The 22,569-nt window shown below is 62.9% G+C and carries 10 protein-coding genes and 2 pseudogenes; 5 read left to right on the top strand and 7 right to left on the bottom strand.

Annotation, left to right across the window (positions count from 1 at the left end; genetic code table 11):
• Positions 1-113: 113 nt before the first annotated feature.
• Together P0D84_RS24120 and P0D84_RS24125 are read left to right on the top strand one after the other, a co-directional pair.
• Positions 114-4,476, top strand: a pseudogene (locus P0D84_RS24120) (amino acid adenylation domain-containing protein); the annotation flags it as partial.
• A 144-nt stretch (positions 4,477-4,620) separates the two neighbouring features.
• Positions 4,621-9,159 (top strand): annotated as a pseudogene (locus P0D84_RS24125) (condensation domain-containing protein); the annotation flags it as partial.
• A 72-nt stretch (positions 9,160-9,231) separates the two neighbouring features.
• Here P0D84_RS24125 and P0D84_RS24130 read toward each other — a convergent pair.
• Complete coding sequence (locus P0D84_RS24130) at positions 9,232-11,421, bottom strand: TonB-dependent siderophore receptor (protein ID WP_408341086.1); 2,190 nt, start codon at positions 11,419-11,421, stop codon at positions 9,232-9,234.
• Between the two features lie 429 nt (positions 11,422-11,850).
• Here P0D84_RS24130 and P0D84_RS24135 point away from each other — a divergent pair, with 429 nt between their 5' ends.
• Complete coding sequence (locus tag P0D84_RS24135) at positions 11,851-14,079, top strand: NADP-dependent isocitrate dehydrogenase (protein WP_408341088.1); 2,229 nt, start codon at positions 11,851-11,853, stop codon at positions 14,077-14,079.
• A 148-nt stretch (positions 14,080-14,227) separates the two neighbouring features.
• On the opposite strand, the gene P0D84_RS24140 is transcribed toward P0D84_RS24135, so the two are convergent.
• The 6 genes from P0D84_RS24140 to P0D84_RS24165 all read right to left on the bottom strand — a co-directional run bounded on the left by P0D84_RS24140 (position 14,228) and on the right by P0D84_RS24165 (position 19,448).
• Positions 14,228-14,455: a hypothetical protein gene (locus tag P0D84_RS24140; protein ID WP_179740520.1), complete on the bottom strand. Its 228-nt coding sequence runs from the start codon at positions 14,453-14,455 to the stop codon at positions 14,228-14,230.
• A 394-nt stretch (positions 14,456-14,849) separates the two neighbouring features.
• Positions 14,850-15,656 carry an alpha/beta fold hydrolase gene (locus tag P0D84_RS24145; protein WP_408341090.1) on the bottom strand — a complete coding sequence of 269 codons (807 nt, stop codon included), beginning with the start codon at positions 15,654-15,656 and terminating at the stop codon, positions 14,850-14,852.
• Between the two features lie 1,084 nt (positions 15,657-16,740).
• Entirely contained in the window at positions 16,741-16,941 is a 201-nt protein-coding gene (locus tag P0D84_RS24150; RefSeq protein WP_408345942.1) for a TetR family transcriptional regulator C-terminal domain-containing protein, read from the bottom strand.
• The gene (locus P0D84_RS24155) at positions 16,942-17,166 is read right to left on the bottom strand and encodes a hypothetical protein (RefSeq protein ID WP_408341092.1); all 225 of its coding nucleotides are present in this window, start codon (positions 17,164-17,166) and stop codon (positions 16,942-16,944) included.
• A 62-nt stretch (positions 17,167-17,228) separates the two neighbouring features.
• The gene (locus P0D84_RS24160) at positions 17,229-17,939 is read right to left on the bottom strand and encodes a FadR/GntR family transcriptional regulator (protein WP_408341094.1); all 711 of its coding nucleotides are present in this window, start codon (positions 17,937-17,939) and stop codon (positions 17,229-17,231) included.
• A 186-nt stretch (positions 17,940-18,125) separates the two neighbouring features.
• Positions 18,126-19,448 (bottom strand): MFS transporter, encoded by a 1,323-nt coding sequence (locus tag P0D84_RS24165; protein WP_408341096.1) that lies wholly within the window; start codon positions 19,446-19,448, stop codon positions 18,126-18,128.
• A gap of 263 nt (positions 19,449-19,711) precedes the next feature.
• On the opposite strand from P0D84_RS24165, the gene P0D84_RS24170 reads away from it, so the two are divergent.
• On the top strand, positions 19,712-21,043 hold the full coding sequence (locus P0D84_RS24170; protein ID WP_408341098.1) for an MFS transporter: 1,332 nt from the start codon (positions 19,712-19,714) through the stop codon (positions 21,041-21,043).
• Positions 21,044-21,168: 125 nt separating this feature from the next.
• Positions 21,169-22,518: a glucarate dehydratase gene (gudD, locus tag P0D84_RS24175; protein ID WP_408341100.1), complete on the top strand. Its 1,350-nt coding sequence runs from the start codon at positions 21,169-21,171 to the stop codon at positions 22,516-22,518.
• The last annotated feature ends 51 nt before the right edge of the window (positions 22,519-22,569 follow it).

The raw sequence follows: 22,569 nt of genomic DNA on the forward strand, positions 1-22,569 counted from the left end.
ATAAATCGACGGCGGCGGTAAAGATTTGCGATTGCGGATCGTCACACCAATGAAGCGGCCCATTGCGGCCTGCGACTTGGCCGACGCGGCCAGTTCTAACGGATTTCACGCCCATGACGAGCTTCCCGATTGCCTTGCATCATCGAATCCGCGCTTTGGCGCGCATCGAACCCGACGCGCCCGCGCTTGCATCGTTCACGCCACATACCGTGCGGTTGACGCGCGGTGAGTTGGACAGCCGCGCGGCGCGGCTTGCCGCACAACTGAGGGCAGCAGGCGTCACGACGGAGGTGCGCGTGGGTGTGTGTGTCGCGCGTTCGTGCGATCTGTTCGTCGCGTTGCTGGCGGTGCTGAAGGCGGGCGGTGTGTTCGTCGCGCTCGATCCGCGTCATCCGGCGGCGCGCCTCGACTGGGTCGCGCAGGATGCCGGGCTCGCACATGGCATTGTCGACGCGTCCGCCGATGCGGCAATGCGCGCGCGTTTCGCGCAATGTTTCGATGTCACGAGCGGCGCTTTGGCAGAGGCAGACGCGGCGTGTTTCGATGGCGATGACGAGCCGGTGCATCCGCGCGCGGCCGCATACATGATCTACACGTCCGGTTCGACCGGCACGCCAAAGGCGGTGGCCGTCGAACACGGACCGCTTGCCGCGCACGGCGACGCGCTCGCCGAATCCTTGCCGATCGACGGCAGCGATCGCGTATTGCATTTCGCCTCGGTGAATTTCGATGTGTCGATCGAAGCATGGCTGGTGCCGCTCGCCGTGGGCGGCAGTGTGGTGATCAGCGATCCGCCGCCGTTTGCGCCCGAAGCCACCCATGCCTTCATGCGGCGCGAGGGCGTGACCAACACCACGCTGCCGCCGGCTTATCTGCGCGAATTCGCCAACGTTTGCGAGCGGCTCGGCGTGCCGCCTTCGTTGCGCGTGTTGCTGTTCGGCGGCGAAGCGATGTCGCAGGACAGCTTCGATGAAATTCGCCGCGTGTTTCCGTCGATTCGTCTCGTCAATGGCTATGGGCCGACCGAGGCGGTGATTTCGCCGATGCTGTGGCCGGTCGATCCCGGCATGACGCCGGCGCGGGAGGCTGGCAACGGTTATGCGTCGCTGCCGATCGGCTGGCCGATCGGGCGCCGGGTCGCTCGAATCGAGGGCGCGGCGAGGTGAGCCAGGCGAACTGCTGCTCGGTGGCGTGTGTCTCGCGCGGGGTTATCACGGCCGTGCGGCGCTCACCGCCGAACGTTTTTCGCCGGACGAAAACGGCGCACCGGGTGAGCGGATCTACCGTACCGGTGACCTTGCGCGTGAACGCGGGGATGGATCGTTCGATTATCTCGGCCGCATCGACGATCAGGTGCAGGTGCGCGGCGTGCGGGTGGAGCCGGGGGAGATCGCGGCATGTCTGCTGACGCATCCGGCGATCGCCGATGCGGGCGTGCTCGCCGAGACGACGGGCGGCAGAACGCAACTGATTGCCTGCGTGGTGCTGAAGGAGGTGGCGGCCGCACAGGTGCGTGGCGAAGTAGCGCACGGCGACGCAACACGCGGCGATGCGACACACGGCGATGCAGTATGCGGCGAAGAGCCCCGCGACGCAGGAGCATCCAGCGACAAAGCAGCATCCAGCGACGCCGCATTGCAGGCGCACCTCGCCGCGCATTTGCCGCAAGCGTGGCTACCGCATCGCTTCGCGCGCTTTGCCCGTCTGCCCTATACGCTGAACGGCAAGCTCGATCGCGCTGCTTTGCGCGATGCCGTGGCGGCACTGCCGGTTGCGGCCACAGCCGACTACATTTCGCCACAAACCGTCACAGAGCAACGCCTTGCCGATATCTGGCAAACACTCCTGAACGACCCCACGCCGATCGGCCGCACGGATCGATTCTTCTCGCGCGGCGGCGATTCGCTCGCGGCGATGCAGTTGCAGGCGGCGATCCGGATCGAGTGGCGCGTGAATTTGCGGCTCGATGCCTTGTTCGGCGATCAAGCGCTCGAGACACTCGCGGCCCTGATCGACAACAGAGAAACGGAAACCGCAGTGAATCACCCTCAGCAGATCACGGTACTGCAACCTGCACCTGCCGCGTTCGTCGACCGTGCTGCGTCTTTCGCGCAGCAGCGCTTCTGGGTCCTTGCGCAAACTCAGGACGCCGGCTCGGCGTATCACGTTGCCGTGCAATGGGACGTGCAGGGCACGCTCGATCCCGGCACATTGCAACGCGCGCTCGATTGTCTGATCGAGCGTCAACAGGCCTGGCGCACGACGCTCGTCGAAAACGACGATGGCATCGTCATGCAGCGCATTCATGCTGAATTGCCCGTGCAAGTTGCTGAAATCGAGCTGCATACCGGCGATGAGGTCGAGCGCGTGTCGCGGCTCGCGGCGTTGACGAAGCAACACGTCGGCGCAGCGTTCGATCTATCGAATGGTCCGCTGGTGCGTGCCACGCTCATCACGCTGACCAACAACGCGCAACGCTTCCTGTTGACGACCCATCATGCGATCAGCGACGGCTGGAGTTCGCGCTGCGCCTTCGACGAACTACAGGCGGCCTACACGGCATTCGCGACAGGACGCACGCCGCAATTGCCCACGCTACCGGTCCAATACGCCGACTATGCGCAATGGCAGCGCGACTGGCTCGCCGCAGGCGAAGGCGAACGACAGCTCGCGTATTGGCGCGACGCGTTGCGTGCCGCGCCGGAACCGCTGGCGTTGCCGCTCGACCGGCCGCGTTCGCCGCAACGCGACTATCGCGGCGGCCGGCTCGCGTTGCGGCTGCCGCAGGCCGTCTCTGCCGCGGTACGCGAAACCGCGCGGCGCGCGCACGCGTCGCCCTTCACCGTGCTGTTGGCCGCTTTCGACGCCTGGCTCTATCGGCTGACCGGCGCAACCGACATCGTGCTGGCCGCGCCGATTGCGCATCGGCAGCGTGCGGAAACCGCGCCACTGGTCGGTCTGTTCCTCAACACGCTGGCATTGCGCGCGCGCGTGGCGCCGGGCCAATCGTTCGCTGCATTGCTTGACGACGTACGCCGCTCGGCGTTCGATGCTTTCGCGCATCAGGATGTGCCGTTCGATCAGGTGCTCGATGCCGTCAAGCCGCCGGTGCGGCGCGGTGAAGAATGGCTCAAGGTCAAGTTCGCGCAGCAGTTCGATCTGGAATTGACGGCTGAATTGCCGGGTGCTTCGGTGCGGCTGTCGCCGGGGCTCGATCTCGCCGCGCGCTTCGATCTCGCGCTTGATTTCACTGATGATCCGCGCGGGATTGAACTGGTGGCCGCTTATGCGCTCGAGGGTCTCGATGAAACGACCGCACAGGTGTGGCTCAATAGTTATGGCGCGCTCGTTGCCGACGCGGTGCGCGATCCGCAGAGAGCGATTGCTGAACTCGACTGCGCGGATGGGGTGGGGTATGGCACGGCGCGATATGGGCGCGCGCTCCAGCATGAGGCGGACACCGTGCTCGCGCTTTTCGCGCGTCACGCGAGTGAAACGCCGCATCGCATCGCGCTGGCGGACGCTGACACGCAGTTCACGTTCGCCGAACTCGACGATGCGTCGGAGCGCATTGCGCTTGCGTTGCAGCAACGCAAAGTTGGCGCGGAGCAGCCGGTTGCGGTGTGTATCGAGCGTTCGGTGCGTTTTGCGGTTGCGTTGCTCGGCGTGATGAAGTCCGGCGCGTACGCGGTGCCACTCGATCCCGTTGCGCCGCACGAGCGGTTGGCGGCTGCCGCGGATGCCTGCGGCGCGCATTGGATGCTGACCGCGGGCGGCCAGCAAGCCATCCAGGCCGTAGGCGCTGCGAAGACGCTCGATATCGACGCGCTCACGCAGTGCGCGTCGAGTTTGAGCACGCGTGCCGACGCTAATGCGCAGGTGGGAGTCAACGCGAAAGCGGAGTCGGCAGCGAACGTGGAGGTTGGCGCCGCCGACACCCCGCGTCCGGCACCGCTGCCCGAGCAGGCGGCCTATCTGATCTTCACATCGGGGTCGACCGGCGTGCCCAAGGGCGTCGTGATCTCGCATCGCGCGCTGGCTGACTACGTCGAAGGCATGCTGGACGAACTCGCCTTTGCCGCCGACGCTTCGATGGCGATGGTCTCCACCGTCGCCGCCGACCTCGGTCACACGACGCTATTCGGTGCGCTCTGCTCGGGCCGCACGCTGCATCTGTTGCCGGCCCAATGCGCGTTCGATCCCGATCGCTTCGCTCATGAGATGCGCACGCGCGACGTCGGTGTGTTGAAGATCGTGCCGAGCCATCTGCATGCGCTGCTCGATGCACAGAACCCCGCCGACGTGTTGCCCACGCACGCGTTGGTGACGGGCGGCGAGACGTTGCCTTGGTCGCTGGTGACACGGATTGCGGCGCTTAAACCGGCGTGCCGTGTCATTAATCATTACGGCCCGACCGAGGCGACGGTCGGTGCATTGACCTTCGATACATCGGCGCCGGCGCACGCTGGATTGCGGTTGGCAGATGTTTTCGCTGAGCGAGGGGGGCATCCCGCGCGTGCTGCGCAATCCACGCAAGCCACCCAATTCGCGCAGGCGACGCAAGCCACGCAAGCCACCCCATTCACGCAGGCCACGCACGCCGCGCGGTCCACGCAAACCGCACAAACCGTCCCGTTAGGCCTGCCCTTGCCAAACGCATACGCATGTGTGCTCGACAGCCACGGCGCCAGCGTGCCACCCGGCGGAATTGGCGAACTTTACCTCGGTGGTCCGGGCCTCGCGCGCGGCTATCTGAACCGCGCTGCTGCCACCGCCGAGCGCTTCGTGCCGCATCCGTTCGCGCCGGGTGAGCGTCTTTACCGAACGGGCGACCGCGTGCGGCTGCGTGCCGATCGTCGGCTGGATTTTCTTGGGCGGCTCGACGATCAGGTGAAAATTCGCGGCCATCGCGTCGAACCCGGTGAAGTCAGTGCGGCGCTGCGCGCGCTCGAAGGCGTCGCTCAGGTTGAAACGCTTGCTGTGGAGCATGAAGGGCGTTTGCGCCTGGCATCGTTCGTTGCCTCGTCGAATGGCGCGGGTCTCGACGAATCGGCTTTACGTGCAGCATTGACCGCGCGTTTGCCGGATTACATGGTGCCGGCCGTGTTGCTGATCGTCGCCGCGTTACCGGTGACCGCGAACGGCAAAGTCGATCGAGCGGCATTGCGCGCGCTTGCTGCGACGCCGATGCCATCCGTCGCTGAGGGTGACGCGCCGCAAGGCGCGACGGAAGAGGCGCTCGCCGCCGTCTGGAAGGAAGTGCTCAAGGCTGAACGCGTCGGCCGCGACGATAACTTCTTCGAGCTGGGCGGCGATTCGATTCTGGTGTTACAGGTGATCGCGCGCTCACGCAAGCGCGGTGTGCGCTTTACGCCGAAGCAGTTGTTCGACGCGCCGACGTTGGCGCAACTCGCCTGTGTTGCTACAACGGTGGATGCCGCGGCGCCGGTTGTATCGAAAGCGCAATCCGCGCCGCCGGCATTCAGAACGCAGGTATCGCAGGCAGCGTCCCGGCAAGCCACGACGCTCACCCCGGCGCAACTACGCTTCTTCGCGCTGGATATCCCACAGCGTGGTCACTGGAATCAATCGATCGAACTCGAGACCCCGGCGCCGTTCGACGCTGATGCCTTTGCTCGCGCATTCGAAACGCTGTTGACGCATCACGAGATATTTCGTCATCGCTTTACGCCGAGCGGTGCCCGTGAAGAATGGCAGCTCACATTCGCCGCGCGCGCGTTCGAGGCACTACCGCTTGCCGTCGCTGTCGCGCGCGATGAAAGCGACGCGCTCGCCCAGTTCGATGCGTTGCAAAGCACGCTCGATCTGACCTACGGCCCGCTAGTTTGTGCGCTCGCCGCGCTGTTGCCGGACGGGACCACGAAGCTTTATCTGGCGATTCATCACCTGATCGTCGACGGCGTGTCGTGGCGGGTGTTACTGGACGATCTCGATGCCGCCTATCGTGCGGCGCGCGAGCGCCGCACGATACGCCTTGCATCGACGGGCACGAACGCGCAGGAATGGGCGGCACGGCTCGCTCGCGCGGCGCTCGACGCGACAAGCTCGCCGATCGCCACGGGTGCTCCTCATTCGGCCGCATTCGAAGCAACGAACTCCCCGTTCGCCGCCGACGGGCCGCGTTCAACCACGCCCGACGCAACACACTCACCATTCGCCGCCGAAGTGCCGTATTGGACCGCCCTCGCGGCACCTTGCGACGACCTGCCACTCGACCATCCGCACGCCAGGGCGACTAACGCGGACGCGCAATCCGTCATCCAGACGATCGACGCCGATCTGACGCGTGCCTCATTGACCGAGGCAAACGCGGCCTACCGCACGCAGATGATCGAATTGTTGATCGCGGCGTTGGTGCAGTCGCTCGGTATGACTCGCTGCCGCATCGAGCTCGAGGGCCATGGCCGCGAAGCATTGTTCGAGGACGCCGACGTGAGCCGCTCACCAGGGTGGTTGACGAGCCACTACCCGGTGGAGTTCACCATCGAAAGCAACTCAGCGGCGACGCTCGGCGCGGTCAAGGACACGTTGCGCGCCGTGCCGAACAAGGGGCTCGGCTTCGGTGTGCTGCGTCACTACGGCGATGCAACGACGCGTGCGGCGCTCGCCGCTGTGCCGCGGCCCCATGTGACCTTCAACTACCTCGGCCAGTTCGATGCGCCGCGCGAGGCTGCGCTCGTACCGCGGTTCGGTGGCGTGGGCTGCGAGCGCGATCCCGCCGGGCCGATCGGCAACGCGCTGGCGATTCACGCGTATGTCGACGGCGATGCCGCACGCACGCTGAAAATCCATTGGGTGTATGGCGCGACACAGTTCGAGCGCGCGACGATTGAAGCGCTCGCGCAGCGTTTCGAAACCGCGCTGGCCGAGTTGAGCGCCGCGTGTACGGCCCGTCTCGCGCAACGCGGCGGCGGGGCGACGCCTGGCGACTATCCGCTTGCGCGTACTGGAGGTCTTACGCAGGCCGCACTGGAGCGCTTGCCGCTCGATCTGCGCACCATCGACGATATCTACCCGCTCTCGCCGATGCAGCACGGCATTCTGTTTCACTCGCTGTTCGCGCCTGAACAATCGACGTATGTGAATCAACTGGTCGCGACGCTGATCGAGCCGGACGTCGAGCGTTTGCGCGCCGCATTCGAGGGTGCTGTGATGCGCCACGACATCCTTCGCACCGGCTTTACGCCAGATGAAGCCACGCCGATGCAGATCGTGCATCGCCAGGCGCGCATGCCGGTTGAGATCCTCGATTGGCGCGATCGAGGTGAGGGTGCGCTCGACGCTTTCGAAACGTGGCTCACCGACGACCGCGCGTGCGGTTTCGATCTGAGCTCGCCGCCTTTGATGCGCGTCGCGCTGATCCGCATCACGGATGAGGCGTGGCGTCTCGTCTGGACCCGTCATCATCTGTTGCTCGACGGCTGGAGCACGGCGCGCTTCTTCGGTGACGTGCTGCGCGACTATATCGAGCCGCGCCGTCCGCAACCGTTCGCGGCGCCTGCCAGAGCGCGCTACCGCGATTTCATCGCATGGCTCGCGGCGCGAGATATGGAAGGCGAGCGCGCGTTCTGGCTGCAACGTCTTGCGCTTATCGAGGAACCGACGCTGATTGCCGACCGTGAGCGCGCCGTCGGCCACGAACGCGGGCACGACCACGAACACGGGCACGAACAGGGTCGCGAGCACGAACACAAGCAAGAGCACGAACACAAGCAAGAGCACGAAAACAAGCAAGAGCACGAACAGGAACACGACCACGAACGCGGACGCGGACGCGACAACGACCGTAAGCACACCCCCGAACCCCAACGCGTCGCCAAACATCTCACGCGCCGCGAATCCTTCGACACCGACACAACGGCACGTCTCACCGAAACGGCGCGCCGCCTGAAGGTCACGCTCAACACGATGGTGCAGGGCGCCTGGGCGCTCGCGCTACAACGGATGACGCATCACACCGCCGTCGCCTTCGGCGCAACCGTGGCAGGCCGCCCCGACGCGCTGCCCGATGTCGACACCGTGCTGGGCCTTTTCATCAACACACTGCCCGTCATTACCGCGCCGTCGCCGCAACGCCGCGCATCGGCATGGCTGCAAGAACTACAGCGCGACAATGCCGCCGCGGCGGAACACGCACATACGCCGCTCTACGAAATCCAGCAGTGGGCAGGGCAGGGCGGCGGCGCGCTGTTCGACACGCTGGTCGTATTCGAAAACTACCCGGTCGATGAAGCCTGGCAAGGACGCGACGAACGCGCCCTCAAGCTGCGCGACCTGCGCAATATCGAAGCGACCGATTTCGCGCTTACCCTCGTGATCGAAGCCGGCACGACGCTCACGATCGACTACGGCTATGACACCGCGCAAGTCGACGAAGCACGCGTGGCTGCATTGCATCGCGCATTTGCTGCATGCCTGGCGGGTTTGATCGCCGATCCGCACGCAGCGCTAGGCACGATTTCGATTGCAAGCGCAGACGATCTCGCCACACTGGCGAACGCCAATGCGACCACTCAATCGTGGACGCGGGCGCAGCAGCAGCCGCTGCATCGGCAATTCGAGCAGGCTGTTCTCGCGTCGCCCGACGCCATCGCGCTCGAGTTCGTCGATCCACAAGGACGTACGCAACAGATGACTTATGGCGCGCTCGATGCAAACGCCAATCGGGTCGCGGCCGAGCTCGTCGAAGCCGGCGTACAACCCGATACAACGGTGGTGTTATGTGTCGAGCGTTCGTTCGACATGGTGGTGGCGCTGATCGGCGTGTTGAAAGCGGGCGCAGCTTATCTGCCGATCGATCCCGACTATCCGGCCGACCGAATTGCGTATCTGCTCACCGACGCGCGCCCGGCGGTCGTACTCACGCAGCCGCAGCTGCGCGACCGTGTCGAGGCGGCGGCCGAAACCATCGACGTCAAGTTGCTGACCGTCGACGAACTGCTCAGCTCCGGCGCCGCGCTCGCCGCACCGGCGGAGGTCGCGCCCGAACAACTCGCTTACCTGATCTACACATCGGGTTCGACCGGCAAACCGAAGGGCGCGGGCAATACACATCGCGCGCTCGCGAACCGGATTGCGTGGATGCAGGACGCGTATCGACTGAGCGCTGAAGACGTCGTGCTGCACAAGACGCCGTTCGATGCGCTGGCGGCCGAGATTCCCGCCATGGTCAGGGTGCCCGCCGTGGACGCCCCGCTCGACGCATAGTGCCTAGAACTGCATCGTCGCGCTAGCCACGGCCGTGCGAGTCGGCGAAGGCGAGACGAAGGAGCCCCACGCCGTGGTCCAGTAGCGGCGGTTGAACATATTGTTGATACCGGCGCGCAACGTCACGTCCTTGCCGGCGATCTTCGTCTCATAGCGGCCGCTCAGGTCGAAAGTGGTGTAGGCCGGCACGAACTGCGTGTTGGCTGCGTCGACCGCCTGGTTGCCGACATACTTGCCGCCGAACGCCAGCGTCAGCGGACGCAGATACGACGGGTTGTATTCGATACGGCCCGTGAACGTGAAGCGCGGCGCGCCATAAATACGCTTGCCTTCGACGCTCGGATCGTCGATATCGACAGCCTTCGTATCGAGCCACATCATGCCGCCCATCACGCGCCATTCGCTCGTCAACGCGAGCCAGCCGCTCGCGTCGATGCCGGTGAAGCGCTGGGTGCCGTCCTGCACGAACACGTTCGCCGTGTTCGTGTAGTTGTAGCCCCGATCGACGCGGAACAGCGCGAGGTTGGCGCCCCACTTGGCGTGATCCGTCTTGAAGCCGAGTTCGTACTGCTTGCTTCTCAACGGCCCGTATGTCTGCGGGTAATTGAGGTTGGTGTTGCCGGCGGAGCCGCCTTGTTCGAGCGACTCGACATAGCTCGCATAGACCGTCGAATACGGATCGGTCTTGAACATCAGCGCGAAAGTCGGCGTGACCGGATCCGCGCTGTATTGCGACGTCACGGCGCTCGACGGAGCGTACTGATACTGGCGGAATTGCGTGTAACGCACACCGAGCAGCGCCGACAGACGCGACGTCAATTGCACGGTGTCGCTCGCGTACAACGCGGCCTGCGTGATGCGTTGCTGGCGATAGAGATCCTCGCCGACGCTGACTTCGTCGTTGGTCAGCAAGGTGCTGTTGTACAGATTGCCGATGCCGAGGAAATAGCCTTCGTTCCAGCCCGTGCTGTTGCTGTACTCGGCGGTTTGCGTCTCGTAAGCCGCGCCGAGCACGACGTCATGCTTGATGCTGCCGGTGTTGAACGTACCCTGCACCATCGCGTCGACGTTCTGATCGAAGTAACGCGTCATCGCCGCATAGAGCGTGTTTGCATAGTTGCCCGCAGCGTCCTGAACGAACAGGAAGCTGTCCGAGTTCGTGCGGTTTTCCTTGGCAAAGCGGTACTTCACGCTCGCATGCCAGTTCTCGGAGAGGCGGTAATCGAGACCCGTGCCGAATGAGGCCATCTCGGTCTGATAGTAGTTTTGCGGCTGCGTGAGTGCATGCGTGACTTTGCTCGCGTCGGGAATGCCCAGACCGGTGCCGAAGCCTATGCCGAACAACGTGCCGTTGGTTTTGCGCTTCTGATAGAAGGCGTCGGCCGTCCAGGTCAGGTCCGGCGTAATGCGGAAATCCAGTGCGAGCGAGGCGACCTGGCGGCGGATGTGGCCGTTCTGTTCGGCCGTATTGCCGTCTTCGTTGACGAGGTTCAGGCGATAGCCGAAGCGGTTGTCGTTGCCGAAGCGGCCGCCCAGATCGATCGCCTCGCTAAACACGCCAGCCGATCGGTAGCCGACAGAAACGCTGCGGTACGGATCATCGGTTGGCCGTTTCAGCACGAAATTGACGATCCCGCCCGGCGAGCCGAAGCCGTACATGAAGCCGGACAGACCCTTCAACAATTCCACCTGCTCGAACGGTTCGAGCGGCAGGTCGGTGTCCCACGAGGGGAACGTCTGGCCGTCCACCTTGATGCTGTTCAGCGTGTCGATCGGCATGCCGCGGACCTGGAACATCGAGTTTTCGGCGATCGCGTTGTCGCTACTGATCGACACGGCCGGGTCGTACTTGAACAGGTCGTTGGACGTTACCGCGAACAGGTCCTTGCCTTCCTCGCTCGTCACGGTGTGGATCGAAAACGGCGTATCCACCGCCTTGCGGGTGCCCAGTGCGCCGGCGCTGACGGTGTCGGCCTGCGCCACGGTGGTCTCTTTCGCGGCCGACACGCTCACGGCCGGCAGTGTGGCCGACGCGTCGCTCGCCGCGGCTTGCGCCCATCCGGACGACGACAGCGTGGACAATGATAGACCCACGCTGACGAAGAGCCCGGCGTTGAGAAGCGACGGCGTGCGTCGCTGGCCGCGCGCAAGGAGAGGGCGCGCTGGCCGCTTTGCTACATAGAGTTTCTGCATATTGTTCGAATTAGACGTGGCGCCGCCGCGCACCAAAAGTGTGCGGAAATGGCATCGGTGGTCGAGCGAGTGTGGTTAAACGGACGGTTCGCACATGTTCAACCTGCGAACCTTACGAATGATAATGCATCTGATTCGCATTAACAATCCGTGCAAAATTTCAAGTCATCTATAAGACATCTGTCTTAAGACATAGGGTAATCGGCTGTAAGCCTTGTCTGGCGGGGCTTGGCACTGTTGAGGGCAGCGTGGCGGTATGTTTGTTTAGCAGCGAGTAGAGGAAAACGCGCATATACTCACGGTCGGGCCGTAAAAAGTAGTGCCGCGGGTCGCGCTGCGTTTTGTTGCTTTGTTGCAACTGTCGTCGCAACTCGCGGGCTCAGCGCCACGAACGCTCTGTCTACCACCTCACCTAGCAAAGCACCAAACATGTCCACACCGCCGAAGATCATCTACACCCTGACTGACGAAGCGCCGGCTCTGGCGACTTACTCGCTGCTGCCGATCGTCAAGGCGTTCACGCGCTCGTCCGACGTGATCGTTGAAACGCGCGATATCTCGCTTGCTGGCCGGATCATTGCTGCATTTCCGGACTACCTGACCGCGGAACAGAAGGGTTCCGACGATCTGGCGGAACTGGGTGGACTCACCACGCGTCCGGAAGCGAACATCATCAAGCTGCCGAACATCAGCGCTTCGGTGCCGCAACTGAAGGCCGCGATCACCGAACTGCGCGATCAGGGCTACAAGCTGCCGTCCTATCCGGACGTAGCCAACACCGACACTGAAAAAGACGTCAAGGCTCGCTACGACAAGATCAAGGGCAGCGCGGTGAACCCGGTGCTGCGCGAAGGCAATTCGGATCGTCGCGCGCCGCTGTCGGTCAAGAACTACGCACGCAAGCACCCGCACAAGATGGGCGCATGGAGCGCGGACTCGAAGTCGCACGTGTCGCACATGAGCGGCGGCGATTTCTATGGCAGCGAAAAATCGGCGCTGATCGCAGCCGCCGGCGCGGTCAAGATCGAACTGACGGCCGCTGACGGCACGAAGACGGTCCTGAAAGAAAAGACGGCTGTGCAAGCGGGCGAAATCATCGACGCTTCGGTGCTGAACAAGAACGCGCTGCGCAGCTTCATCGAAGCGGAAATCGCCGATGCGAAGGCGAAGGGCGTGCTGTTCTCGGTGCACCTGAAAGCAACCATGATGAAGGTGTCGGATCCGATCATCTTCGGTCACGTGGTGTCGGTGTTCTACAAAGACGTCCTGACCAAGCACGCTGACGCGCTGGCGCAAGCGGGCTTCAACCCGAACAACGGTATCGGCGACCTGTACGCGCGCCTGAAGGACCTGCCGGAAGCAACGCGCGAAGCGATCGAAGCCGACATCAAGGCGCAATACGCGCAGCGCCCGCAACTGGCCATGGTCAACTCGGACAAGGGCATCACCAGCCTGCACGTGCCGAGCGACGTGATCGTCGACGCCTCCATGCCGGCCATGATTCGCGAGTCGGGCAAGATGTGGGGCGCGGACGGCGCGCTGCACGACGCCAAGGCGGTGATTCCGGACCGTTGCTACGCCGACGTCTACCAGGCTGTGATCGAAGACTGCAAGAAGAATGGCGCATTCGACCCGGTCACGATGGGTACGGTGCCGAATGTCGGCCTGATGGCGCAAGCCGCTGAGGAATACGGTTCACACGACAAGACGTTCCAGATTTCGGCGAACGGCGTGGTCCGCGTGACCGACGCAGCCGGTACGGTGCTGATCGAGCAGGCAGTTGAGGCGGGCGACATCTGGCGCATGTGCCAGACCAAGGACGCGCCGGTTCAGGATTGGGTCAAGCTCGCGGTCAACCGCGCTCGCGCCACCGGCACGCCGGCCATTTTCTGGCTGGACGCGGCTCGCGCGCACGACGCCCAGATCATCAAGAAGGTCGAGCACTACCTGAAGGACCACGACACCAGCGGTTTGGACATTCGCGTCATGACGCCGGTCGAAGCGACGAAGTTCTCGATCGAGCGCATCCGCGCCGGCAAGGACACGATCTCGGTCACCGGCAACGTGCTGCGCGACTACCTGACCGACCTGTTCCCGATCATGGAACTGGGCACCAGCGCGAAGATGCTGTCGGTCGTTCCGCTGATGGCCGGTGGCGGCATGTTCGAAACCGGCGCCGGCGGTTCGGCACCGAAGCACGTTCAGCAACTGGTCGAAGAAGGTTTCCTGCGTTGGGATTCGCTCGGTGAATTCCTGGCGTTGGCGGCTTCCCTCGAACACCTGAGCGGCGCGTATCACAACCCGAAGGCACAGGTCCTGGCCAAGACGCTGGATCAGGCAACCGGCAAGTTCCTCGACAACGACAAGTCGCCGGCGCGCAAGATTGGCGGTATCGACAATCGCGGCAGCCACTTCTACCTGGCCATGTACTGGGCCGAAGCACTGGCCGCGCAAACCGAAGACGCCGCGTTGCAGGCGCAGTTCGCCGGCGTGGCGAAGGCAATGGCCGACAACGAAGCGAAGATCATCGAAGAGTTGGCGGCAGCGCAAGGCAAGCAGGTGGATATCGGCGGTTACTACCGTCCGAACGTCGAACTGACGAGCAAGGCCATGCGCCCGAGCGCCACGCTGAACAAGATCGTGGACGCGGTCGCATGATTTGCCGGATGAGGTGCTGAATGAGGCCGTGAGGCTGCTGCTCAAGGTACCAAAGCAAGCACTAAAATAAGCAGTAAGCAAGACGATGGCGCTCTTATGGAGCGCCATCGTCGTTTCTACGCGCACGTAAGTGGCGGTCATGCCGCCATCACACGTGAACGATTTCCCAATCGCTGAGTTTTTCTGGAATTTCGAGCGTCGACGTGTCGACTTCGGAGAGGTGCGGGCAGGTCAGGCCGCGCGCAACTTCATCGGCGGCTTGTTGCGGGCTGGAAAACTCTCCCAGCGTTTCGTTGCCGTAGGTTGCCTCCCAACCATCCTGGCCCGGCATGATGTAGAACGCTCCCTGGGTCGAACCAAAGCGAAAGCCTTTCATTTTTAGTCTCCCAATTACCATTTAAAAACCGCTGTGCCGCAGCGGCTTCATGCATGGCGCGGGGGGACATACTGCAACTGCGTTTTTGTCCCGTCTATTTCGCTGCACCACATGAAGCGTCGGCTCTTGTAAAAGAGTCTACGTCAGCAGGTCATGGTGCAAGGGCTTGTTAGATGGTTCGTTCGATCAAAAAATATCGTTTAAAAATAATATGTTAGACGTTTAATTTTGCGATGTGCAACGTGGGGCACCATTGCGGAATGACGAATTTGTGCCACGCACCACGATTTTTTACGAAGCAATGGTTCATGTCACATCGTGAAATTTTGACGGTTTTGCCAATAATGGGGCGTGATGCCCGCTTGGCGAAGCGGGCCTCCGCGCGCCGTCGTGTTCAGGACAGAACCCGGTCCAGAAAATCGAGCATCACGCGGTTGAATTGCTCCGGCCTTTGTAGCGGCGCGAAGTGGCTCACGCCACGCAGAAGAATCAGCTCCGCGCCGGGAATACTGCGGGCCAGATAGTCGGCGTGTTCCGGCTTGATGAACTCATCGTGCTCGCTTTGCACGATCGCAACCGGCACGCGAATCTGGCTGAGATCGTGCGCCGAGTAGTCAGGCTGCGTTTTCATCATTTTGCTGACCGCGCCGACGAAGGCATCGAACTCGCCGGGCGTCGCCGATAGGTGTGCGTAGTCTTGGGTATGCCGGCTGAAGCAGCGCTCGATGATTGGCGTTGGCACGAATTCCTTGGTGCCGCTTGGGTCCATGTTGCAGCCGAAGAAGAACACGCCGGCCACGCGCTCGGGGGCCTGGCTGGCGAGTACCAGCGCGACGCAGGCGCCGTCGCTCCAGCCGACCATCGCGGCGCGAGGGAGCTTCAGCGTGTCCATGACGGTTAGGACATCGGAGGCCATCAACTCGTACCTATAGGGGCGTGCATCGCGGGTGCTGCGGCCGTGGCCGCGGCTGTCGATTACCACCACGCGATGTCCGGAGCCGACCAGCGCCGGGATTTGATAGCCCCAGTTGCCGCTGTGGCCCAGACCGCCATGCAGGAGGATCACCGGCGCGCCGGTGCCGTATGACGCGTACCAGATTTGCGCGCCTTCGTGCTCGATGTGGCTGTTCTCGGTTGAGATTGGTAGTGGGGCTGCGCCATGGGCTTCGAAATGGGTGAGGGTGTCGTCGCGGAATTCCATGAGGGGGTCCCTTCTGGGTGGGTTCGCAGTGCGAGGATCTTGGTAGGTTGCCAGCGGCGTTGGTGGGAAATCAAGTTGGCTACGGTTTTTGGACTTTTTTGCGTGGGCGATGGTTTTTATTTGTTTGCCTACGGCGTTGGGCTTTCGCTGGTTTGTTTGCCTGCGCGGCGCTTGTTGTCTGTTTACCTACGGTGTTGGCCTTTCCTTGATTTGTTATTGGTCTATTAGCGTCGCCCCTGTGCGGGGCGGGCACTTACTTCTCTTTGCCGCCGCAAAGAGAAGTAAGCAAGAGAAAGCGGCTCACCCCGCTAGCGCATAAGCGGGGCCCTCGCACAGTCGCGGTAGTGGTGCATCTGGAATTTGTGCCCTCGCACATTCAGCCTTGGTGACCAGGCAGTCATACTTCCCGCCTCGCACCGCGTGCTCGCCGGAAGGGGACATCGGGAAGACGGGCGGCTTCGCTTGGGATTCCTGTGAGCCATTGGCTTCTTCTGATCAGCATGTTTCCGGCGGCGCTGCGCGCGCCGACGCGTATTTCATAAAACGGAGCACCACGTTTTCGCGGTCACGCTTCATTCAGCACAGTGTGTTGGCGTATATCGCCTTCTTCGTTTCTTAGCTTCTTCGCTTCTTCACCTCTATTGATCTTCTCGCCTGCCACTGTCGCGTGGGCACATCGCCGAGGCGAAGCCGACGGCCCCCAATCACGTTCAAACGAAGCTCCCTGGTTGCCCAGGCAGACCCGTCCGCGACGCACGCAGTGCGGAGTGGGAGCTGATGACGGCCTGGTCACTAACGCCGAATGTGCGAAGGCACGGATTCCAGATGCACCACTACCGCGACTGCGCGGGGGACCCGCTTATGAGCTGGCGGTGTAAGCCGCTTTCTTTGCTTATCTTTCTTTGCGGCGGCAAAGAAAGTAAGTGCCGCCCCGCACAGGGGCAACGCTAATAGACCAATATCAATTCAAGAAAAGGCCAAAGAATCAGATCAATGAAAGGCCAAAGAGTCAGATCAAGGAAAGGCGCAAAACCGTGCGCCACAATCTGCTGCGTGGTCGTGCGGCGCCATGAGGCGCTCCTTGCTATGCGCGTAGCAAAACCCGTCCGAACAGCACTTCCTTCAAATTGACGACCGGCGCGGGATCGCGCTGCGCCTTCGCGAGCAGAAACGCGCCCTGCATCGACGACACGCTGAACGCAACGAGCTGCTCGCAATTCGTATCGGCGCGCAACTCGCGCGCAACCACCGCCGCCGTGAGGCAATAGAGAGCGCACTTTTCGATTTAGGCAAAGATCGCATTGATGCGCGCGCGGATCGGTTCGCTGTCGCTCGAATCCGCCGCGAAGTTGCCGATCAGGCAGCCGTTACGCGAATCGTTCTGGCTGATGAGCCGGATATGAACATCGAAGTATTTGCCGAGACGGAACAGTGGTTTGAGTTCGTCGTTGCAGAGCGTATTGCGAAGCTCACAGCGAGCCTGCTCGAAATAGAGTTCGATGACTTCCATCCCGAACGCCTCGTTCGACGCGAAGTGGTTCGTAACCGACCCGTGCGGCACACCGCCACCTGTCAGCCGCCCGCTTTGCTCGATTCGTGCGCGCGTCGCAGTCTCTCGCGGCTGTTACTCAAATGCATCCGCATTGCGGCGCGCGCGTCGTCGGCGTCCTGACGTTCGATGGCCCGATAAATCAACAGATGCTCGCTGAGCACGTTGCGCAGGAGTTCGATATGGTCGAGTTCCGCGATCTCCGCGGAGCCGAGCCGTGTACGCGGGCTCACCGCGCGGCCGAGCTGGCTGAGGACATCGAAGAAGTAGCGGTTGCCACTCGCGCGCGCGATCTGCAGATGAAACTCGATGTCGTGCGCCAATGTGTCAGTGCTCCCCCGTTCGAGTTCGGATTCGAAATGCGCCAGCGCGCCACGAATCTGCTTGAGATTCTGCTCGGTGCGTCGCACGGCGGCGAGCGCCGCTGAGGCTGCCTCGACGTCGATACGGAATTCGATGATCGCCATCACGTCCAGCATGCTGGACAGGTCGGCGGCGGGCAGTTGCATGGACCTTTCCGTGGCCGGTTCGAGAACGAACGTGCCGATGCCATGACGCGTCTCGACCACTTTCGCCGCCTGCAGACGTGAGATGGCTTCGCGAACCACGGAGCGGCTCACCGAGAGCTGCTTCATCATCGCGACCTCGGTGGGGATGCGGTCGCCCGGCCGCAGGGTGCCGCGGCGGATTTCATCGGAAAGGGTGGCCACCACCTTCTCAGTTAAGCTGCTCATTTCTGTGGCTGGTTGACTAATCGGCTGGAAATACGCACGTTGCGCGCGCGAGGGACGTCAATTGAAGTCTCGACACGGGCATCATAGCGCCAGTCAAAATCATGAGCGACGCGCAGGGCAAGATTCGATCCGGCGACACGGCCTGTCCGCGGAATCGAATCTCGCGCGCCCAGCGTGCTCGTGAAATCACTTGTTGACGAGGCGCGCGGGCGTCACCAGCGCGAGAAGTCCACCCAGCACCATGAAACCCGCCAGCAGAAACATCCCGGCCGAGGTGCTGTGCGTGCGCGCCGTGAGCAGGCCGAACAGCGACGGCGAGAAGAGTCCCGCCAGATTGCCGAGCGAACTGATCATCGCGATGCCGGCGGCAGCCGCTCCGCCGCTCAGCAGTGCGGTCGGCTGAGCCCACAGGAGCGGCGCCACGGCGAACACGCACATCGACGCCGCGGTCATCGTCACGACCGTCATCGTGAGGTCGTTGCTCCACACCGTGCTCAGAGCCAGCAGCGCGGCGCCGGCAAACGCGGGCACGGCGAGGTGCCAGCGGCGTTCGCGCCGCTTGTCCGAACTCATCGACAGCGCCACCATGGCGACCGCCGCGAACGCGTACGGAATGGCGGTCAGGAGGCCGACGTTCAGCGCGTTGCCGTGGCCCGCGCGCTGCACCACGGTCGGCAGCCAGAAGCTGATGCCCATGTTGCCGGTGGCGAACGCGAACAGCATCAGGCTCATCAGCCAGATGCGGCCGTTCGTGAATACGCTGCGCGTGCTGGCGGTGGGCTTCTGCGCATCCTCTCGCGCGATATTGGCGGCGATCGTCTTCTTCTGTTCATCGGAGAGCCAGCGCGCGTCGACCACCCGGTCCGGCAACAGGAACCAGATGACGACGCCGATCACCACCGCCGGCAGCGCCTCGAGGAAAAACAGCCATTGCCAGCCGTGCAGGCCCGACACTCCGGTGAAACGCTGCATGATCCAGCCCGACAGTGGACCGCCGACCAGCCCGGAAATGGGCAGCGCCGCCATGAACATCGCGACGATCCGGCCTCGGCGATGCGCCGGGTACCAGTAGGTCAGATACAGGATGATGCCTGGGAAGAGGCCGCATTCGGCCATCCCGAGCAGCAGTCGCAGCGCGTAGAACGAGGCCGGCGTGTTCACGAACAGCATGCACATCGACACGAGGCCCCACGAAACGGCAATGCGCGCGATCCAGCGGCGCGCGCCGACCCGATGCATGATGAGATTGCTGGGGACTTCGAAAATGGCATAGGCGAGGTAGAAAATGCCCGCGCCGAAACCGTAGACGGCGTCGCTGAAGCCCAGGTCGGAAGCCATCTGCAACTTGGCGAGGCCGACGTTGATGCGGTCGAGATACGCGATGCAGAACGCGGTCAACAGGATCGGCATGAGCCTGCGAGTGACCAGCGCATAGAGGGCGTCTTCCTCGGCCGTGGCGGCCGTCGCCGTTTGCGGCTCATTGACGGGTGTCGTCGCCAAGGTCTTCATGTGTCATCTCCACGATATCATTTTGGTCATCAGACGTCTTAGTGCGAGTTTGGTTGTGCAGCGTCAGGCGCAGTATATTAGCGCTTCGCGCGCGTCGTATAGCGCATTGACAACAGGGTAAACACCGCATTGGAGTGCATGACTCGATCGATGTAGACTGTCATCGGACAACGTATCACGCGTTTCGGGACATCACCCGCCTGTTCGAATGCGCAGCGTTGCATTCCACCCGGCCGCCCGGGTGGCCGAAACTGGAGACAACCTTGACATCTGCTTTCACCACGGCGACCGACCCGCTCGAATCCGCCGTCTCGAAGGTCAAGCGGCACGTGCTACCGCTATTTCTGATCATGTTCATCGCGAACTACATCGACCGCGTGAACATCGGCTTCGTCAATTCCCACATGCAGACGGACCTCGGTATCGGCGCGGCCGCATACGGTTTGGGGAGCGGCTTGTTCTTCGTCGGCTACGCGCTGTTCGAAGTGCCATCGAATGTGTTGATGCAGAAGTACGGCGCGCGCGCCTGGCTGACCCGCATCATGGGCACGTGGGGGCTGGTCGCGGCCGCCATGGCGTTTGTCTGGAACGACACCTCGTTCTATGTATTGCGCTTTCTGCTCGGTGTCGCCGAGGCCGGTTTTTTTCCCGGCGTGGTGTTTTACTTCACCCAATGGCTGCCGCAGAAAGAACGCGGCAAGGCCGTGGCGGTCTTTCTGGGGGGCTCGGCGTTCGCGTCGGTTCTGTCCGGCCCGATCACGGGCAGCCTGCTGTCCATTCGCGGCTTCGGTCTGCACGGCTGGCAGTGGATGTTCCTGATCGAAGGCGCCTTTTCGATCGTGTTGTGCGGTGTCAGCTGGGTGTTGCTGAAGTCGCGCATCTGCGATGCCTCGTGGCTGACGGCTGAAGAGCGGACTATCCTCGAAACGTCGATCGCCGCGGAGCAGGCGGAGCGTGAGGCGCACGGCGGCGCGCATCTGCCGGCCATGAAGCTGCTGAAGGACCCACAGATTCTTTTATTCTGTTTCCTGTACTTTGCGATTCAGCTGACCATTTACGCGGCCACCTTCTGGCTGCCGACGATCATCCGCAAGATGGGTGGACTTTCAGACTTCGAAGTCGGCATGCTCAATGCGATCCCCTGGTTCATCGCCATGTTCGCGATGTACTGCTTCGCGGTGCTGTCGGCGAAATGGCGTTTTCAGCAGGCGTGGCTGGCCGTGTCGCTCGTGATCGCGGCGTGTGGACTGTTCGCCTCGACGTCAGGCAATCCGGTGCTGTCGTTCGTTGCTATCTGTTTCTCGGCGATTGGCTTCAAGGCGGCGGCTTCGCTCTTCTGGCCGATTCCGCAGGGCTATCTGGATGCACGCGTGGCTGCCGCAGTGATAGCGCTGATCAATTCGGTAGGCAACCTCGGAGGATTCTTCGCGCCCGCCGCGTTCGGTTATTTGCAGCAACACACGGGCTCGATTACCGGCGGACTATACGGCTTGGGCGTGGCTTCGCTGATCGCGGCAGCGGCCGGCTTCCTGACGCGCAACCGTCGCGTGACTCGCGAGGCGCTGCCGGAATCGTTGCCTCGCGAAGCCCACTGACGGGCGAACATCGTCGACCATGAATCACACCTTTCCCACTTTCTGTCCGGCATGGGTCTCGAGCGAGTTTGTCGAACGCGCGGATTCCCACTTGCTGGCTCACTAACTCAACCGGGCCTACTCTCATGTCCACGAATACATCACAATCGAACGCGACGCCGATCGTCACCGAACTGCGCGTCGTCCCCGTTGCTGGCCGTGACAGCATGCTGATGAATTTGAGCGGCGCGCACGGGCCGTTCTTCACCCGCAACATCGTAATTCTGCGCGACAGTGCCGGCCATACCGGCATCGGCGAAGTGCCGGGTGGCGAGAGCATCCGCAAGACGATCGACGACGCGCGTGGGCTGGTTGTCGGCCAATCGATCGGTAATCTGCAAGCTATCCTGAACAAAGCGCGTACCCAGTTCGCCGACCGCGACGCCGGCGGGCGCGGCCTGCAGACTTTCGATCTGCGCACCACGATTCACGCGGTGACCGCGCTCGAAGCCGCGCTGCTCGATCTGCTCGGCCAGCATCTGGGCGTGGCCGTCGCGGCATTGCTCGGCGAAGGCCAGCAGCGCGACGAAGTGGAAATGCTCGGCTACCTGTTCTATGTCGGCGACCGCAACAAAACCGATCTGCCCTATGCCAGCGGCGCCGAAGGGCGCGACGACTGGGAGCGGGTCCGCACGGAAGAAGCGATGACGCCCGAGGCGGTGGTGCGGCTCGCCGAGGCCGCGCAAGCGCGCTACGGCTTCAACGATTTCAAGCTCAAGGGCGGCGTGTTGCCGGGCGATGCGGAAATCGAAGCGGTGACCGCACTCGCCGAACGTTTCCCCAACGCCCGCGTCACGCTGGACCCGAACGGCGCGTGGTCGCTTGCCGAAGCGGTTCGCCTGTGCCGCGACCAGCACGACGTGCTGGCGTACGCGGAAGACCCGTGCGGTGCGGAGAACGGCTATTCGGGCCGCGAGGTGATGGCCGAATTCCGCCGCGCCACCGGCTTGCCGACGGCGACCAATATGATCGCCACCGACTGGCGCCAGATGGGTCATGCGATTCAATTGCAATCCGTGGATATTCCGCTGGCCGATCCGCACTTCTGGACCATGCAGGGCTCGGTGCGCGTCGCGCAGATGTGCCACGAATGGGGTCTCACCTGGGGTTCGCACTCGAACAATCACTTCGACATTTCGCTCGCGATGTTCACCCATGTCGCCGCCGCGGCGCCCGGCAAGATCACGGCGATCGATACGCACTGGATCTGGCAGGACGGTCAGCGCCTGACACGCGAACCGCTGCAGATCGTCGGCGGCAAGGTCAAGGTGCCGCAGGCCGCGGGTCTCGGCATCGAGCTGGATATGGATGAGATCGAGAAGGCACACGCGTTGTATCAGCAACACGGCCTCGGTGCGCGCGATGACGGTGTGGCCATGCAGTACCTGATTCCGAACTGGAAGTTCGATAACAAGCGTCCGTGTCTCGTGCGCTAAGTCTCTAACGATCTGAATGGCGGCCCGTGCGGCCGCCCGCTTTTACCCACC

Source organism: Paraburkholderia sp. RL17-337-BIB-A, from assembly GCF_046025895.1.
Classification (GTDB): Bacteria; Pseudomonadota; Gammaproteobacteria; order Burkholderiales; family Burkholderiaceae; genus Paraburkholderia; species Paraburkholderia fungorum_C.